We start from the raw sequence: 16,117 nt of genomic DNA, 5'->3' as shown, positions 1-16,117 counted from the left end.
ACGTACGCCCGCCGCATACTGGGACATATGTCGCAGCCGCCGCCGGCCCGCTACCTGCTCCGCGCGAAGGACTTCGCCGACGCCCGCTACGCCGAGCCGATCACGGTCGATGACATGGCCGCGGCCGCGGGTCTGTCGCGGGCCCACTTCAGCCGGATGTTCACCCGCACGTTCGGTGAATCGCCGCGCGCGTACCTGCAGACGCGCCGGCTGGAGCGAGCGGCGGCGTTGCTGCGCTACACCGAACGATCCGTCGCGGATATCGCCGTCATGGTCGGACTGCGCAGCGTCGGTTCGTTCACAACGAGTTTCGCCCGCGTGTACGGGATGCCGCCGGCCGCCTATCGGGCCGGCCTTCCACCAGCGTCGGTGCACGCGCGGGTACCGAGTTGCATCCTCGCCCGCGACACCCGCCCACCCGCCGACAGCCGCGTCAAGACAGCACACGGGGAGAAGACGGACAGCAGGGCCGGGCCGTAGCGTGGTGCCCATGCTCAAGATTGCCAGCGCCCACCTCTGGGTGCACGACCAGGAAGTCGCTCTGAAGTACTGGACCGAGAAGGTGGGTATGGAAGTGCGGCAGGATGTTTCACTGCCAGACCTCGGTTTCCGGTGGCTCACGGTCGGCCCTCCGGGCCAGGACGACGTGTCCATCGTGTTGATGGCGATTCCGGGGGAGCCGGTCATGGACGCGGTGACACAGCAGCAGGTTGCCGAAGTGATGGCGAAGGGTTTTGCCGGCACGGTGTTCCTCACCACCGAGGACTGCGCCGCCGCCTACGCCGAAATGCGTTCCCGTGGAGTGGAATTCACTGAAGAGCCACACGAGATGCCGTATGGCATCGACTGCGGATTCCGCGACCCGTCCGGCAACAGCGTGCGGTTGACTCAGCTGGCCGAAATCGGTTAGCCGCCCCGGACGGGCCAGGTATGCACGGGCTCATTGGCGTGCATGTGCTCGCAGTACCGCCGCAGCATCTCGGCCAGGGCCCGGGGCCGGGTCATGCCGGCATCCTCGAGTGCGGTGACCGTGGACACCTGCCAGCTGGCGCCGTTGCGTCCGGTCCTGGCCCGCCCCTCGATGACCCCGAGGAAGCGGTCGCGGACTTCGACGTCGACACCCCAGCGCTGCAGACCCTCGTGGGCCATCGGTAGCAGCTTGTCCAACAACAGTTTTCGCGTACTCACCTCGCCCACCCCCGGCCAGTGCAGTTGCGCCTCGATTCCTCGTTGAGCGGCCTCCAGGAAATTCCGGTGTGCCACCGGGAAACTCATCTGCGACCACACCGGCTGTTCGGCTTCGGACATAGTCCGCAGCATGCCGTAGTAAAAGGCCGAATTCGCAAGCATGTCAACGACACTGGGTCCCGCCGGTAGTACCCGGTTTTCCAGGCGTAACTGAGGTCGGCCCTCGTAGACGTCGTACACCGGCCGGTTCCACCGATACACCGTGCCGTTGTGCAGGCGCAGCTCCGCGAGCCGCGGTGTGCGTCCCGCCGTCAGCTCCGCGACCGGATCCTCATCGGACAGTTCCGGCGGCAGCGACGGGAAATAGCGGATGTTCTCCTTGAACAGGTCGACGGCCGAGGAGATCCACCGCTCGCCGAACCAGACCCGCGGCCGCACCCCCTGAGTCTTCAGTTCTTCGGGGCGGGTGTCGGTGGACTGGGCGAACAATTCGATGCGGGTTTCCGCCCAAAGGTGGTGGCCGAAGAAATACGGCGAGTTGGCGGCCAGCGCCAGTTGGGGGCCGGCCAGTGCCTGCGCCGCGTTCCAATTGGCGGCGAAGTCCTCCGGGGCCACCTGCAGGTGCAATTGCATGCTGGTGCAAGCGGATTCGGGTGCGATGGAAGCGGCCTGCCAGCTCAGCGGTTCGGGGCCGGCGATATTGATGGGGATATCCTCGCCGCGGGCCTCGAAGATCGACTCGTTAAGGGCCGCGTAGCGGTTCGACTCGCTCATCCAGCCTTCGGCGGACAGATGTTTGGGCATCAGGGTCGGCAGGATGCCGATCATCACGATGTGCGAACCGCTGCCATTGGCTTTGAGTTCGGCGTCGTTGAGGCTGGCCCGGACGTCTTTCTCCAGGTCCAGGGTGGCGTGTCCGGGTAATGGACGAGGTGGCACATTGAATTCGATGTTGTAGGCGCCCAATTCGGTCTGATAGGCGGGATCTGCGATGGCGTCCAGCACGAATCGGTTGGACATGGCCGGCTGATATTCGGCGTCGACGAGGTTGCACTCGATCTCCATGCCGGTGAGCGGGTGCTCCGAATCGAAGCTGGTACGCGACAGCATCGTCTCGAATACGTCGAGACACACCCGCACTTTGCGCCGGTATTCCCGCCGATGTGCGCGGTCATACGTGGTGCGCTTGACCTCTTCGCCCACCTGACCGATGGAACAGGTTTCCCGGGCCGCGCGCAACCCGGCCCGCCGCTGCGCGATCATGTACCTGCAGTGTCCAACGTCACCCTAGGAGAGGCCGGAGTTGGCCGAGTCGCCGGAATTCGTAGCAGCCATCGACCAGGGCACCACGAGTACCCGCTGCATGATCTTCGATCATGACGGTGCCGAGGTGGCTCGTCATCAACTCGAGCACGACCAGATCCTGCCCCGGGCCGGCTGGGTGGAACATAACCCGGTGGAGATCTGGGAGCGCACCGCGTCCGTGCTGATGTCCGTGCTCAACTCCAGCAATATATCCGCGAAAAGTATTGCGGCACTGGGCATCACCAACCAGCGCGAGACCACCCTGGTGTGGAACCGCAAAACCGGCCGGCCCTATTACAACGCGATCGTCTGGCAGGACACCCGGACCGATCGCATCGCGTCGGCGCTCGACCGGGATGGTCGCGGCGACGTGATACGGCGCAAGGCGGGTCTGCCGCCGGCGACCTACTTCTCCGGCGGCAAGTTGCAATGGATCCTCGAGAACGTCGACGGGGTTCGCGCCGCGGCGGAAAAGGGTGAGGCCCTGTTCGGCACCGCGGACACCTGGGTGCTGTGGAACCTGACCGGCGGACCGCGCGGCGGCGTGCACGTCACCGATGTGACCAACGCCAGCCGGACCATGCTGATGAACCTGGAGACGCTGGACTGGGACGACGAATTACTCTCGTTCTTCTCGATTCCCCGGGAGATGCTGCCCAAGATCGAGCCGTCGTCGCCGCTGGAACCCTACGGTGTCACGTCCGAAACCGGCCCCATCGGCGGCGAGGTGCCGATCACGGGTGTGCTGGGTGATCAGCATGCCGCGATGGTCGGGCAGGTGTGCCTGGACGCCGGAGAGGCCAAGAACACCTACGGCACCGGCAATTTCCTGCTGCTGAACACCGGCGAGACGATCGTGCGCTCTCAGAACGGGCTGCTCACCACCGTGTGTTACCAATTCGGGGACGCCAAACCGGTGTACGCGCTCGAGGGTTCGATCGCGGTGACGGGCTCGGCGGTGCAGTGGCTGCGCGATCAGCTGGGCATCATCAGTGGCGCCTCGCAGAGTGAGTCGCTGGCCCGGCAGGTCGCCGACAACGGCGGGGTGTATTTCGTGCCGGCGTTCTCCGGCTTGTTCGCGCCCTACTGGCGTTCCGACGCCCGCGGGGCCATCGTCGGGCTGTCCCGGTTCAACACCAACGCTCACCTGGCTCGCGCGACCTTGGAGGCGATCTGCTACCAGAGCCGCGACGTCGTCGACGCCATGGAGGCCGACTCCGGCGTCCGCCTCGAGATTCTGAAGGTCGACGGCGGAATCACCGGCAACGACCTGTGCATGCAGATCCAGGCCGACGTGCTGGGTGTGGACGTGGTGCGGCCCGTGGTGGCCGAGACCACCGCCCTGGGCGCCGCCTACGCCGCCGGCCTTGCGGTCGGCTTCTGGGAAGGTCCCGGCGAGCTGCGCGCCAATTGGCGTGAGGACAAGCGCTGGACGCCGAACTGGGACGACGAACAGCGGGCCGAAGGGTACGCAGGCTGGCGGAAGGCGGTGCAGCGGACCCTGGACTGGGTGGACGTGTCCTGATCCAGGGTCCGCTCGCGGGATCTCAGTCCTCGCCGAGGATGCCGTAGATCTCGCGGCGTGCATTGTTGAGCACGTCGACGATGCGTTGCTGCTGCTCAGCGCTCGCCGCATGGGCCGACTGGCCGACGGCGCCGAACAGCTGACGGGCGGCGGTCCGGAGATTGATGTGTCCCGGGTCTACGCCTTCGGCGATCTCGTCCCACGGCGGGGTCTCCACCTTCGCCGCTGCGGCGCGACCGTCTTCGGTCAGCTCGAACAGCTTCTTGCTGCCGTCGGTTTCGCTGGCCGTAATCAGGCCCTCGTCGTCGAGCAGTTGCAGCGTCGGGTACACCGAGCCGGGGCTCGGCTTCCAGATTCCGTTGCTGCGGTCGGCGATCTGCTGGATCATCTCGTAGCCGTGCATCGGCCGCTCGTTGAGCAGCGCCAGGATGGCGGCCCGCACGTCGCCGCGCCGGCCCCGCCCGCCCCGGCGTCCGCCGCGGCCACCGGGCCCGAACCCGAAGCCTGGGCCGAAGCCGGCCCCGAATCCCGGTCCGAAGCCCGGTCCGAAGCCCGGTCCGAAGCCCATCGGGCCGTCGTGGCTGCCGGCCTGCTCGCGCATGTTCTCGAAGAATTCCCGGCGGGCTTGCCGCCGGGCGCCCGGGCCGAAGCCGAATCCGGGCCGTGGGCCGAACGGCCCGGTAGGGGGAGTGAAAAGGGTGTTCATCGTTGTAGTCCTTCTGGTCTAGTGGGGCGTCGCTCACCGACGCTCCGGTGTATCACTACGTATCACGATATATCGCTAAGTATCGGAAGGCAACCGCCTGGGGTCCTGCGGGCCCGAACCTCGACCGTTTGCGCACCCCGAACGCCGGGTAGCACCTGACGGGTGAACGGCAATAACCGCTACCGGACCATGACCGGACCCGGCAGCGCCACCGATCCGGCGGGCGACGACGGCGACAGGGCTCGTTCGCGGGTCAACTGGGTGTTGGCCCTGTTGACAGTCCCCGCGGCCGCGATCGTGATGCTTTTTGCGCTCGGGGCGGTGATGAGTACCGACTCGTGTACCCAGAACCAGTGCCCGAACCTCGGCGGCGGGATCAGTTTCGACGTCTTCTTCTACGGTCCCCCGCTGGTGGCGGTGTTGGTGATCATCACCTCGGTCTTCACCGCCAAACGGCACTGGGGCATCGCGGTCCCGCTGATCGGTCTGGGGTTGCTGGTGACCGACGTCGCCATCTTGGCGGCCTCCGTCGCCCAGTACTAAGTCGGTAGGGAGAAGCCGCCGGCCTCGGTGATTTCCGGGGTTTGTGCCGGGGCGGCAGTGGTCGCCCCGCCCTGCGGCGGCTCCGGGACGGGTGACGGACCGGGGGGCTGACCCGGGGGCTGACCGGGCGGCGGCACCCATCCCTGCGGTTGCGGCCATCCCTGCGGTTGCGGCCATCCCTGCGGTTGCGGCCAGCCTGGTGATGGCGCCGGCTGAGGCCACCCGGATGCCGATGGCGGGCGCAGCCGGGCCAGTTCCCGCCGGTGTCGTTCGGCCAGTACCGCGGCCAGGATCAGCTGCGGTGGGACGCCCGGCGGGGGCGGCGGCGCGATGCGCGACACCACGTCGCTGGCGATCCGGTACGCCATCTGATTACGCAGCGCCGGATCCAATTGATGCGCCCGCGAGAGGAATTGCCGGGCCACCTCGGCCTGGCCGGTGGACAGACCGGAGAGCTGCAGCGACGCCGCCCACCCCGCCAGTGCCGGCGGCATGACCGGCGGTGGGCCGAGGCGGGGTCCGCGCTCGCTCACCACGACGGTGCCGGCGAACATGTCGCCGACGCGCTTGGCCTTCGGAGAGAGCACGCTGCAGATCACCGCGGGGCTGCCGAGCAGCATCCAGATCTCGATCACGGCGGCCAGTGCGCGGAACAGCGCCTGGCGGAATCGTTCCGGTCCGCCGTCGTCGGAGACGACCCGCAGACCCATCACCATCTTGCCCACCGAGCGGCCCCGGGTTGCGGTCTCGATCACCACCGGATAGCCGACCATCGCCAGCACCGTGAAGATGATCAGAAATGCGACGGTCAGTGCCTCGTCGAACTGGGCGAGCGAGGCCGCCCACAACGTCACTCCGAGGATGTAGGCGATGAAGACGACGATGATGTCGATGATCGCGCTGATTGCGCGCACCGGTAGCTGGGCTATCTGGACGTCGAGCACTACGGCGTCCCCGGTCACCACCTCCGACATACCTCGAAACGCTACAGGCTGGGTAGGCTGCCCAAGTGGACGTCGATGCGTTCCTGCTCACCCATCGGGGCACCTGGGACCGGCTCGACCAGTTGATCAAGAAGCGCCGTTCGCTGACCGGTGCCGAGATCGATGAACTCGTCGAGCTCTATCAGCGGGTGTCCACCCACCTGTCGATCCTGCGGTCGGTGTCGTCGGACTCGCTGATCACCGGCCGGTTATCCAGCCTGGTGGCCCGGGCCCGATCTGCGGTCACCGGCGCGCATGCCCCGCTGAGCAGCACGTTCGTCCGCTTCTGGACCGTGTCGTTCCCGGTGGTGGCCTACCGGTCTTGGCGGTGGTGGCTGGCGACGGCCCTCGCGTTCTTCGCCGTGGTGGTGGTCATGGCGTTCTGGGTGGCCGGCAGTCCCGAAGTACAGTCCGCCATCGGGACCCCGGCCGATATCGACCAATTGATCAACCACGACGTCGAGTCCTATTACAGCGAGCACCCCGCCGCGGCCTTCGCCCTGCAGGTGTGGGTGAACAACTCGTGGGTGGCCGCCAAATGCATCGCGATGGCGGTGCTGCTCGGCGCGCCGATTCCGTTTGTGCTGTTCCAGAACGCCGCCAACGTGGGCGTCATCGCTGGTCTGATGTTCCCGGCGGGCAAGGGCGGCTTGCTGCTGGGTTTGCTGCTGCCGCACGGGCTGCTCGAGCTGACGGCGGTGTTCCTGGCCGGCGCGGTGGGCATGCGGCTGGGGTGGTCGGTGATCTCCCCCGGCGATCGCCCACGTGGTCAGGTCCTGGCCGAGGAGGGGCGCGGCGTGGTCTCGGTCGCCGTGGGGCTGGTCGGCGTGCTACTGGTCTCGGGGCTGATTGAAGCGATGGTGACGCCGTCGCCGCTGCCGACGTTCGCCCGTATCACCATCGGCGTCCTCGCCGAGGCGGCGTTCCTGTCCTACATCATTTACTTCGGACGACGGGGCGTGGCCGCCGGCGAGACCGGCGATATCGAGGACGCCCCGGATTACGTCCCCACCTCCTAGGCCCGTTTTCCCTGGCCGAGTGTGAATTGCACGACGCGACACCCCGCCGACGCGTCGTGCAATTCACACTGGGCGCCTGAGATCTAGAGCTGTCCGGTCGCTTTCATCGCCAGATAGCGGTCGGCGAGGCCGGGTGCGATGTCGGTGGGTGGCGCGTCGACGACTTCCACCCCGCTGCGCCGCAACCGGGAGGCGATGGCACGGCGTTCGTTGCGGGAGCGCTCGGCTGCCGCGGCGTCATAGACCGCCGCCGCGTCGCTGCGGCCGGCCGCGAGCTCGTCGACCCGCGGGTCGGCCACCGCGGCAACCAGCACATGGTGTTTGGCCGACAACTGCGGCAGCATCGGCAGCAGTCCCTCGTCCAGCGCGGTCGAGTTCAAGTCGGTGAGCAACACCACCAGCGACCGCCGCCGGGTCCGTCGCAGAATTGCGGCAACCATTGCCCGCCAGTCGGATTCGACGAGCGCCGGTTGCAGGGGGGCCATCGCGTCGACCAGCTGGGCGAGCAGTTCGGTGCGCGACGCACCGAAGACGGCGGCCCGGCTCAACCGGTCGTGCGCGAGGAAGTCGACGTGGTCACCGGCGCGAGAGGCCAACGCCGCCAACAAGAGCGCGGCGTCCATCGCCCAGTCCAGCCGCGGCCAGCCGGCGGGGTCGGCGGCCGTCGGGTCGATGCCGACGCGCCCCGCCGCCATCCGTCCGGTGTCCAGCACGATCACTACACGGCGGTCCCGCTCAGGCCGCCAGGTGCGCACCATAACGTCGCTGCGCCGCGCGCTGGCTCGCCAGTCGATCGAGCGGACGTCGTCGCCGACGACATACTCACGTAGCGAATCGAATTCGGTGCCCTGCCCGCGGATCAGCGTCGGCAGCAGGCCGTCGATCTCCCGCAGCTTCGCCAGCCGCGACGGCAAGTGTTTGCGGGACAGGAACGGCGGCAGCACGCGCACCTGGCCGGGTACCGGCTGCGAACTCTGCCGGCCCGCGAAACCCAGTGGCCCGATCGAGCGCGCCGTCACCACCGCGGCCCGCTGGTCGCCGCGGCGGACCGGCCGAAGCTGCGTGTGCAGTTGCTGGCTCTGCCCCGGCGCGATGACCAACCGGTGGGTTCGGGGCTCACCGCGGGCGCTGGGCGGCCACGCGTCGCGAACCTGACCACGGAAACGGCGCCGTCCGTCGTTGTGGACCAACAGGCCGGCATCCACCGGCTGACCCAATCGGGCCGAACCGTTCGGCGATCGGACGAAGCGCAGCCGGCGAGTACTGGCAGCGAGCGCCACGTCGATGCTCACGATCGCTGCCAATACTGCCAGCAGGATCACGAAAGCCTTTGCCGGCCAGGGTGATACCGCGATCGGCAGGACGCAGACGAGCGCGAACAGTCCGGTGCGGCCGGTGAGGATCACTAGCGGGGCACCGGGACCGAGGCCAGGATGCCGTCCAGAACACCGTCGGGGGTGGCTCCCTCGAGTTCGGCTTCCGGGCGAAGCATGATCCGGTGCCGCAGCGTCGGACGGGCCATGGCCTTGACGTCGTCGGGCGTCACGTAGTTGCGGCCGGACAGCCACGCCCAGGACCGGGCGGTATTGAGCAGCGCGGTCGCCCCGCGCGGTGAGACCCCCAGCTGCAGGGCGGGGGAGGAGCGGGTGGCCCCGACGATGTCGACGATGTAGCCCAGCACCTCGTCGGCGATCAGCACCTGACGCACCGCCTCGCGTCCGGCGGCCAGCTCCGCCGGACCCGCCACCGGCTTGATCGCAGACAAGTCGCGCGGATCGAATCCGTGCGCGTGCCGGCCGAGAATCGCGATCTCGGCGTCGCGCGGCGGCAGCGTGACGTTCAGCTTGAGCAGGAAGCGGTCGAGCTGGGCCTCGGGCAGCTGGTAGGTGCCCTCATACTCGATCGGGTTCTGGGTGGCGGCGACGATGAACGGGTCCGGCAGCGGCTTGGGTTCGCCGTCCACGCTGACCTGGCGCTCTTCCATCGCCTCGAGCAGCGCCGCCTGTGTCTTGGGTGGCGTGCGGTTGATCTCGTCGGCCAGCAACAGATTGGTGAACACCGGGCCCGGCCGGAAGGCGAACTCCGCGGTGTGGGTGTCATAGACCAGTGAGCCGGTGACGTCACCGGGCATCAGGTCGGGCGTGAACTGGACCCGCTTGAATTCGAGTTGCAGCGCTGCGGCCAGGGCACGGACCATCAGCGTCTTGGCCACCCCCGGAACGCCTTCGAGCAGGACGTGGCCGCGGCACAACAACGCGATCACCAGGCCGCTGACCACGCCCTCCTGCCCGACGACGGCTTTGCCGATTTCGGCTCGCAATCCCAGCAACGCCTCGCGGGCGGAATCCGGTTCTGTCACGAGTGGGTGACCTGCCTTTCGATGTCGTCGAGTGCACGGGCTAGCTGGAGTAGATCGGAGTCGTTGGCCGGTGGGGGTCCGAAAAGGTGGTACTGGACGAAATCCGGGTCGGCGCCACAGCGCCGGGCCACCGTCATCACCACCGCGGGCGGCGATGCGTTGGGGCCCAGGCCCAGCCGGGGCATCAGTCGTTGCAGTGTGGCTGTGCGCAGCGCCTCGGCGGCTCGGTCGCGCGCTCGCCGCGACCGGTAGAGGCGGCCACGGCCTTCCACTGTCTCCGAGGCGCGCACCACGACGGGCAGGTCTTCGGCGACCAGTGGGCCGACCCGCCGGCCTTTCCACAGCGCAACGAGGATTACCACCAGCCAGAGCTGCCAGACCATCCAGGTCACGTTCTCCGGGATCAGATCCATCAGTGATGCTGGCTCCGAGGTGTGCCCCTCCGCGCGCTGCGGGGCGTACCAGATGAGCCGGGACCGGGCGCCGGCCAGATTCATCGCCAGTGCGGCGTTGCCCTCTTCCAGCAGGCCGTCGTTCTGCATGAAGTGGCTGGTGCCGACCACGGTGACGGTACGGCTTCCGTCGCGGTAGCTGACCAGCGCCCCGCCGTAGCAGCTGACGAGATCGAGGTCGCCTTTGGCCCGGTAGGCGTCACTCGGTCCGAGATTTACGGTGCCGGCCCGATTGGCTTGGCGGAGATCGCAATTCGGCTCGTTGTCCAGGTTGCTGGCGGCCCCGACGCGCAGCCGCGGCGTCAGAGCGGCGCGGATCCGCGACGTCGGATCCACCAGCAGCAGATCACCGGGTGCGTTGGACAGCTTGTCCAGCAACGAATTGTCGGTCAGGTACTGGGACTGCGCCACCAGGAGCAACGTGTCCGGCCGGGCGGCGCGCTGGACCTCGGCGACGGTGTTGGCGACCACCACCTCGACGCCGGCGTCGCTCAGCAGTGTCACCAGAGCGTGCGCGCCGGAGGGGCTGGTGGCCTCCGGGTCCATGGTGCCGCCGGGTCGCGGCGCGGTCAGGTATGTGGTGATCGACGCGACGATGACCAGTGCGGCAAGCGTGAGCAGCACCCCACGCCACGGGCGTCGTTGTTGCGTGGTGCCAGGCGGCACTCCGGCGCGGGTGAGCGTCACCGGACCTTCGCCCATGACTCCGGTGCGGCGGGTTGTGCCACCGCCGGCGACGCGGCGGACCGCGAACGTAGATGGTCGTCGAGGTCGGCGATCATCTGATAGGCGGCTTGTGTCCCTGGCCGTTCGCCGTAGGTCACGTCATTGAAAGCCGTTGCCGCCTGGGACATCTCCGCAGCCAGGTGGGGCAGTGCCTCGCCGGCGTCATGGGCCAGCTCGTTGGCGGTACGTCCGGGAACCTGAGTGAGCACCCCGGTCTCCTCCAGCTCACGGGCCACCGCGCGCAGCCGATGCCGGATGGCAGCCGCCCAATTGCCCTCGGCGGCGTAGGATTCCGCGGTCGCCCGATGCTGTGCGGCGGTCAGTTGTCCGGCATCGAACAGTTCGTAGTCACCGCCGCGGTTGGTGCGGATGGTGCGGCGTGCGATCCGGATGGCGAAGAAGACGGCGATGGCCAGCAAGATCAGCAGCACGGTGACCGTGAACCATCCACCCGACACGTGCGACGCCTTCAACATCAGTTTGAGCAGGAATTCGTTGATCTTGTCGAAGATTTCGTCGGTCAACGACGGCCTGGGATAGATCGGCTTGTTCAACTCGCTTTGCGCAGCATCGTGCGCGGCATCGCGGTCGATGTCGATGGCGGGCACTGTGCTCCTCAGTAAGGCCGGGTGAGCCAGAGGTTGTCGGTGGATTCCACGGCTGCCATGCCGCCGGCCGCACCTGTCTGCAGCACCAGATCGAATGCCTCGGCGCGGATGCGCCTGTCGGTGTACAGCAGCACCACGACGCCGGCAACGAACGGGGTGGTGACGATCTGACTGATACCGCCGCCGATGGACGACAGCGCGGTGCCGACCAACAGCGTTGTGGTGCTCGACGCTCCCATCAACAAAATCTGACCGACGATGCTGAACGGTGCCGAGATCGCCCCGCCGACGATGCCGACCACCATGGCCGCCAGTACGCGGATGCCCAGTACCCGCCAGAAGCCGTTGCGCACCAACCGGAATGACCTGGTGATGGCGTCGAAGACCGGCAGCCGTTCCAGCACGATCAGCACCGGCGCGAACATCAGCACCGTGTACGCATAGGCGATTAATGCGGCCACCAGCAACAACAACGGGAACCCGACCAGCACCGCGGCGCCGGCATTGGCGGCCACTCCGACGCCGATCAGGATCACCACCACCAGCCCGATGATCACGGCCAGGCCGACGGCTTCCAGCAGTGCCAGGCCGAGCAGCGCCAGGAGGCGGCCCCGGACCTTGGCCCACGCCTCGCCGATGGTGATCGGCGAGCCGAACACCGCGCGCCCGACGATGACGGTGAGCATGCCGCTGAGCAGCATGCTGCCGAGCCAGCTGACCAGGGCGCTGCCGCCCAGCGACGCCGTCCATGCGCCGACGGCGCCCAGGCTGGGCTCGGACTTGTTGGTCTGCAGTGAGTTCGCGGCGGCGAGTGGACCGATGGTCGCCAGCAGCGAGATCACCTGCATGACGACCACGACCATGGCCGTCAGGCCCAGAGTCGGCTTCGGGTTGGCCCGGATGTAGCCCACGGCACCGTTGAAGATGTCGCTCAGGGTGAGCGGTCTCAGCGGAATGATGCCGGGCTTGACGGCGCCCGGGATCAATGGCGGACCGTAGTCCGGCGGGGTTTGGCCGTAGCCCGGCGGGGGCCCGTAGCCCGGCGGGGGCCCGTAGCCCGCGGGCGGGCCGTAGCCCGGTGGGGGCCCGTAGCCCGAGGGCGGGCCGTAGCCGGAAGGCTGTTGGCCGTAGCCCGGCGGGTGGCCATAGCCCGCGGGCGGACCGTAACCCGGAGGTGGCCCGTAACCGGCGGACGGACCGTACCCGCCTGTCGCGGCATAAGCGGGAGGCGGGCCGTATGCGGGAGGTGGTCCGTATGCCGGAGGCGGCTCGTAGGCCGGGGGCGGCTCTTGACCGGCGGATCCCGGCGAAGTGTCACCCGGGTATTCAGGCGGCAGCGTGCTCACCGTAGGCAGCGGCTGTCGTCGTTTGTCATGGGGTCCATCCTGTCGGCGGTTGGTGCATTTCTCAATGTAGGTCCCCGGGTCAGCGCGTAGCGTCTGTGCAATGGCGGAACTCAAATCCCGGCTGCGGGCGGACCTGACCGACTCGATGAAGGCGCAGGACAAGTTGCGGACTGCGACACTGCGCATGTTGTTGGCGGCGATTCAGACTGAAGAGGTCTCGGGGAAAGAGGCCAAGGAGCTCACCGATGACGAGGTGCTCAAGGTGTTGGCCAGGGAGTCTCGCAAGCGGGGTGAGGCCGCCGAGATCTACACACAGAATGGTCGCGGCGAGCTCGCAGCCAACGAGCATGCCGAGGCGCGGATCATCGACGAATACCTGCCGACGCCGCTGACCGATGCCGAGGTGGTCGACGTCGTTGAGACCGCGATCGCCCAGGTTGCCGAGACGTTGGGGCACGCGCCTTCCAGGAAAGAGATGGGTCTCGTCATGAAGGTGGCGACCGGGATCGCTGAGGGGAAGGCAGACGGCTCGAGGCTGTCGGCGGCGGTGAAAGACCGGCTCTGACCTGGGCGTGAGTCCGGCGCGGGGTGTTGTCGGCGGGCCCGAGTAGTATCGCACACATGTTCGAACCGATGCCCGCTTCGTCGTGGGAGGGGAAACCGTTCAGCGAGCTGACCGCGGCCGAGCGGATGGCGCGCTTCGATGCGCTGATGGGGCAAATGTTCGAACACCGCGAGGGTTTGTTGGGTAAAACCGCGGAGTCGTCGGGGTGGGTGGCGCGGATCGGCGGGGCGGCGCGGCTGGTCAATCAGGCCACGGCCGCGGAGTTGGTGGCAATCGGGGAGTTGTTCGCCTACCGGTTGGCCCGGGGTGGGGAGACCGAGGACTGGGCGATCGACACGATGAAGGCCGTGGCCGGGGAGGTGGCCGCGGGGCTGAAGATCAGTCAGGGCCGCGCGGAGACCAAGCTGCGCTATGCCCGGGCGATGCGCGAGCGGCTGCCGCAGGTGGCCGCGGTGTTGTGTGCCGGGGACATCGACCTGGAAGCGTTTTCCACGATCGTGTTCCGCACCGATCTGATCGAGGACCCGCAGGTGCTGGCGGTCGTGGACGCCAAGGTCGCCGCGCGGGTGACACGGTGGCCCTCGCTAAGCCGGTGGCGACTGTCGCAGAAAGTCGATGCGATCGTCGTTAACGCAGATGCCGATGCGGTGCGCCGCCGCAAAGAGGCGCAGACGGATCGGGAGGTGTGGATCGGCGGCGAGTCCGACGGGCTGTCGCAGATCGACGGCCGGTTGCGCAGTACCGACGCCCAGGCCCTCGATGCGCGACTGACAGCGTTGGCGGCCACGGTGTGCCCGAACGATCCGCGTACCGCCGCCCAGCGCCGCGCTGACGCGCTGGGGGCGCTGGCTGCTGACGCGACCCGGCTGGGCTGTGAATGCGGCCGCTCCGATTGCGCCGCCGGCGCGAGAAAGCCCGCCTCGCCGGTGGTGATCCATGTGGTCGCCGAAGCCGCCACCCTTAACGGGCACTCCGACAGCCCAGGGTGCGTGCTGGGTGCTGAGGACCTCATCACCGCTGAGGTGTTGGCCGAGGTGGCCCGGACCGCCAAACAGGTGCCGTTGATCCAACCCGGCTACGCCGCCCCCGAACCCCACTACACCCCCTCGCAGTGGCTGGCCGATTTCGTGCGGGCCCGGGATCTGACGTGCCGCTGGCCCGGCTGCGAGGTACCGGCCACCGGCTGCGATCTGGATACACCATCCCCTATGCCCAGGGTGGGCCCACCCATGCCGGCAACCTCAAGTGCTACTGCCGCACGCATCATTTGATGAAAACGTTCTGGGGCTGGAGCGAGCAGCAACTCGCCGACGGCACCCTGATCCTGACCTCCCCGGGTGGGGACACCCACGTCACCACCCCCGGCTCCGCGCTGCTGTTTCCCAGCCTGTGCCACGCCGTGGGCGGCATGCCCGCCCCCGAAGCCCAAACCACCCCACCGGCCGACTACTGCGCCGAACGCACCGCGATGATGCCCACCCGCCGCCGCACCCGCACCCAAGACCGCGCCGCCCGCGTCACCGCCGAACGCCGCGCCAACCACAACGCCCGCACCGCCACCGACTCCACCACCGCCGACCACTTCGCCTACGCCGACAACCACCCACCACCACACCCCAACGACGACCCGCCACCCTTCTGAGGGACCGGTCGACACCTCACGCTGAGGCGACGGCGAAAAGGCGCCACTCACCGGCACTCCTTTGAGTTGGTGCGCCGCAGGCGGAGGCTTGTGCTGAAAACCCAACGCCGTTTGCATCGCCGGTCGCAGGGTACCCCCAGGTATGCCCCGGTTTGGATATACCCTGATGACAGAGCAAGCTGGTCCCAAAGAGCTTGTGCGCGATGCTGTTTCGGCCGAACAACGGGGATTCGACTTCGAGGTCTGCAGCGATCACTTTTCGCCGTGGCTGACTTCCCAGGGTCACGCCCCCAATGCATGGGCTGTGCTCGGCGCGGTGGCGCACGCCACCGAACGCGTCGATCTCTACTCCTACGTGACGTGCCCCACCATGCGGTACCACCCCGCGATCGTCGCTCAGCAGGCCGCCACCGTGCAGATTCTTTCCGACGGACGCTTCACGCTGGGCCTGGGTAGTGGCGAGAATCTCAACGAACACGTGGTCGGCAAAGGCTGGCCGACCGTCGAGCGCCGCCAGGACATGTTGCGCGAAGCCATCAAGATCATCCGCGAACTCTTCGGCGGCGAACTGGTGGACTGGCGCGGCGAATACTTCCAGGTGGACTCCGCCCGCTTGTGGGACGCACCGGACGTGCCGCCCGGCATCGGAGTGGCGATGGCGGGCGCCAGGGGCGTCGAGAAGTTCGGCAAACTGGCCGACCACCTCATCGCGGTGGAACCCGACCAGGAACTGGTCGACGCCTGGCGCACGGCCCGCCAGAGCGGCGGCTGGCCCGGCGCCGGCCGGGTCGTCGGGCAGCTGCCGGTGTGCTGGGATCCCGACCGCGACGCGGCGGTCGCCCGGGCACACGATCAGTTCCGCTGGTTTGCCGGCGGCTGGACAGTCAACGCGGACCTGCCGACGCCCGCCGGATTCGCCGGCGCAACACAGTTCGTGCGGCCCGAGGATGTAGCGGAGAGCATCCCCTGCGGTCCGGACCTGGATGCGATCGTCGAGGTCGCGAAGTCCTACTGGGAAGCCGGTTTCACAGATATCGCGCTCGTTCAGATCGGTGGCGACACTCAACAGCAATTCCTGAAGGAAGCCGCCGAGCCATTGCTCGATGCGCTGCGCAGCGCCTCGAGCTGACTGAACGCCACGTTTGGGTGG

15 protein-coding genes and 1 pseudogene are annotated in these 16,117 nt (G+C 67.9%); 8 read left to right on the top strand and 8 right to left on the bottom strand.

Annotated features, from left to right (window positions below):
• Nucleotides 1-27 precede the first annotated feature (27 nt).
• Nucleotides 28-480 carry a helix-turn-helix transcriptional regulator gene (locus QXH22_RS26510; RefSeq protein ID WP_306247038.1) on the top strand — a complete coding sequence of 151 codons (453 nt, stop codon included), beginning with the start codon at nt 28-30 and terminating at the stop codon, nt 478-480.
• Between the two features lie 10 nt (nt 481-490).
• On the top strand, nt 491-910 hold the full coding sequence (locus QXH22_RS26505) for a VOC family protein (protein WP_306247040.1): 420 nt from the start codon (nt 491-493) through the stop codon (nt 908-910).
• Here the strand turns inward: QXH22_RS26505 and QXH22_RS26500 are convergent.
• The gene (locus QXH22_RS26500; RefSeq protein ID WP_306277612.1) at nt 907-2,391 is read right to left on the bottom strand and encodes a glutamate-cysteine ligase family protein; all 1,485 of its coding nucleotides are present in this window, start codon (nt 2,389-2,391) and stop codon (nt 907-909) included. The two genes, QXH22_RS26505 and QXH22_RS26500, sit on opposite strands and share 4 nt — an antisense overlap.
• A gap of 100 nt (nt 2,392-2,491) precedes the next feature.
• Between QXH22_RS26500 and glpK the strand changes: the two genes are divergently transcribed.
• Nucleotides 2,492-4,018 carry a glycerol kinase GlpK gene (gene glpK, locus QXH22_RS26495; protein WP_371934320.1) on the top strand — a complete coding sequence of 509 codons (1,527 nt, stop codon included), beginning with the start codon at nt 2,492-2,494 and terminating at the stop codon, nt 4,016-4,018.
• Between the two features lie 22 nt (nt 4,019-4,040).
• Here glpK and QXH22_RS26490 read toward each other — a convergent pair whose 3' ends face one another.
• Entirely contained in the window at nt 4,041-4,724 is a 684-nt protein-coding gene (locus QXH22_RS26490) for a PadR family transcriptional regulator (RefSeq protein WP_306277474.1), read from the bottom strand.
• A gap of 189 nt (nt 4,725-4,913) precedes the next feature.
• Here QXH22_RS26490 and QXH22_RS26485 point away from each other — a divergent pair, with 189 nt between their 5' ends.
• Nucleotides 4,914-5,267: a hypothetical protein gene (locus QXH22_RS26485; protein WP_371934335.1), complete on the top strand. Its 354-nt coding sequence runs from the start codon at nt 4,914-4,916 to the stop codon at nt 5,265-5,267.
• On the opposite strand, the gene QXH22_RS26480 is transcribed toward QXH22_RS26485, so the two are convergent.
• A complete protein-coding gene (locus QXH22_RS26480) occupies nt 5,264-6,241 on the bottom strand; it encodes an RDD family protein (RefSeq protein ID WP_306277473.1) in 978 nt (325 codons plus the stop codon). The genes QXH22_RS26485 and QXH22_RS26480 overlap by 4 nt on opposite strands.
• A 35-nt stretch (nt 6,242-6,276) precedes the next feature.
• Here QXH22_RS26480 and QXH22_RS26475 point away from each other — a divergent pair, with 35 nt between their 5' ends.
• Nucleotides 6,277-7,269, top strand: a complete 993-nt coding sequence (locus QXH22_RS26475) for a stage II sporulation protein M (protein ID WP_306247047.1) — start codon at nt 6,277-6,279, stop codon at nt 7,267-7,269.
• An 83-nt stretch (nt 7,270-7,352) separates the two neighbouring features.
• On the opposite strand, the gene QXH22_RS26470 is transcribed toward QXH22_RS26475, so the two are convergent.
• The 5 genes from QXH22_RS26470 to QXH22_RS26450 are packed head-to-tail and all read right to left on the bottom strand — an operon-like array spanning nt 7,353 to nt 12,862.
• The gene (locus QXH22_RS26470; RefSeq protein WP_306247049.1) at nt 7,353-8,675 is read right to left on the bottom strand and encodes a DUF58 domain-containing protein; all 1,323 of its coding nucleotides are present in this window, start codon (nt 8,673-8,675) and stop codon (nt 7,353-7,355) included.
• Nucleotides 8,675-9,628 (bottom strand): MoxR family ATPase, encoded by a 954-nt coding sequence (locus tag QXH22_RS26465; protein ID WP_306247051.1) that lies wholly within the window; start codon nt 9,626-9,628, stop codon nt 8,675-8,677. The genes QXH22_RS26470 and QXH22_RS26465 overlap by 1 nt, the downstream gene beginning before the upstream one ends.
• Nucleotides 9,625-10,782: a DUF4350 domain-containing protein gene (locus tag QXH22_RS26460; protein ID WP_306277471.1), complete on the bottom strand. Its 1,158-nt coding sequence runs from the start codon at nt 10,780-10,782 to the stop codon at nt 9,625-9,627. The genes QXH22_RS26465 and QXH22_RS26460 overlap by 4 nt, the downstream gene beginning before the upstream one ends.
• Nucleotides 10,764-11,414 (bottom strand): DUF4129 domain-containing protein, encoded by a 651-nt coding sequence (locus QXH22_RS26455; protein ID WP_306277470.1) that lies wholly within the window; start codon nt 11,412-11,414, stop codon nt 10,764-10,766. Before QXH22_RS26455 ends, QXH22_RS26460 begins: the two co-directional genes overlap by 19 nt.
• A gap of 8 nt (nt 11,415-11,422) precedes the next feature.
• Nucleotides 11,423-12,862: a hypothetical protein gene (locus QXH22_RS26450; protein ID WP_371934334.1), complete on the bottom strand. Its 1,440-nt coding sequence runs from the start codon at nt 12,860-12,862 to the stop codon at nt 11,423-11,425.
• Between QXH22_RS26450 and QXH22_RS26445 the strand changes: the two genes are divergently transcribed.
• From QXH22_RS26445 to QXH22_RS26435, 3 genes and pseudogenes are all read left to right on the top strand, one after another.
• Complete coding sequence (locus QXH22_RS26445) at nt 12,861-13,325, top strand: GatB/YqeY domain-containing protein (protein ID WP_306247059.1); 465 nt, start codon at nt 12,861-12,863, stop codon at nt 13,323-13,325. The two genes, QXH22_RS26450 and QXH22_RS26445, sit on opposite strands and share 2 nt — an antisense overlap.
• 146 nt (nt 13,326-13,471) lie before the next feature.
• Nucleotides 13,472-14,967 (top strand): annotated as a pseudogene (locus QXH22_RS26440) (HNH endonuclease signature motif containing protein).
• 142 nt (nt 14,968-15,109) lie between these two features.
• A complete protein-coding gene (locus QXH22_RS26435; RefSeq protein WP_306277468.1) occupies nt 15,110-16,096 on the top strand; it encodes an LLM class F420-dependent oxidoreductase in 987 nt (328 codons plus the stop codon).
• The last annotated feature ends 21 nt before the right edge of the window (nt 16,097-16,117 follow it).

The sequence above is a fragment of the Mycobacterium sp. TY814 genome (assembly GCF_030755175.1).
GTDB lineage: Bacteria > Actinomycetota > Actinomycetes > Mycobacteriales > Mycobacteriaceae > Mycobacterium.
Note: the sequence above shows the minus strand (reverse complement) of the source record. Positions and strands in the feature narration are given on the sequence as shown.

Coding starts and splice junctions, on each gene's coding strand:
- QXH22_RS26460 (WP_306277471.1), bottom strand. CDS start 10,782: ATGGGCGAAGGTCCGGTGACGCTCACCCGCGCCGGAGTGCCGCCTGGC.
- QXH22_RS26435 (WP_306277468.1), top strand. CDS start 15,110: ATGCCCCGGTTTGGATATACCCTGATGACAGAGCAAGCTGGTCCCAAA.
- QXH22_RS26510 (WP_306247038.1), top strand. CDS start 28: ATGTCGCAGCCGCCGCCGGCCCGCTACCTGCTCCGCGCGAAGGACTTC.
- QXH22_RS26505 (WP_306247040.1), top strand. CDS start 491: ATGCTCAAGATTGCCAGCGCCCACCTCTGGGTGCACGACCAGGAAGTC.
- QXH22_RS26445 (WP_306247059.1), top strand. CDS start 12,861: ATGGCGGAACTCAAATCCCGGCTGCGGGCGGACCTGACCGACTCGATG.
- QXH22_RS26485 (WP_371934335.1), top strand. CDS start 4,914: ATGACCGGACCCGGCAGCGCCACCGATCCGGCGGGCGACGACGGCGAC.
- QXH22_RS26490 (WP_306277474.1), bottom strand. CDS start 4,724: ATGAACACCCTTTTCACTCCCCCTACCGGGCCGTTCGGCCCACGGCCC.
- QXH22_RS26480 (WP_306277473.1), bottom strand. CDS start 6,241: ATGTCGGAGGTGGTGACCGGGGACGCCGTAGTGCTCGACGTCCAGATA.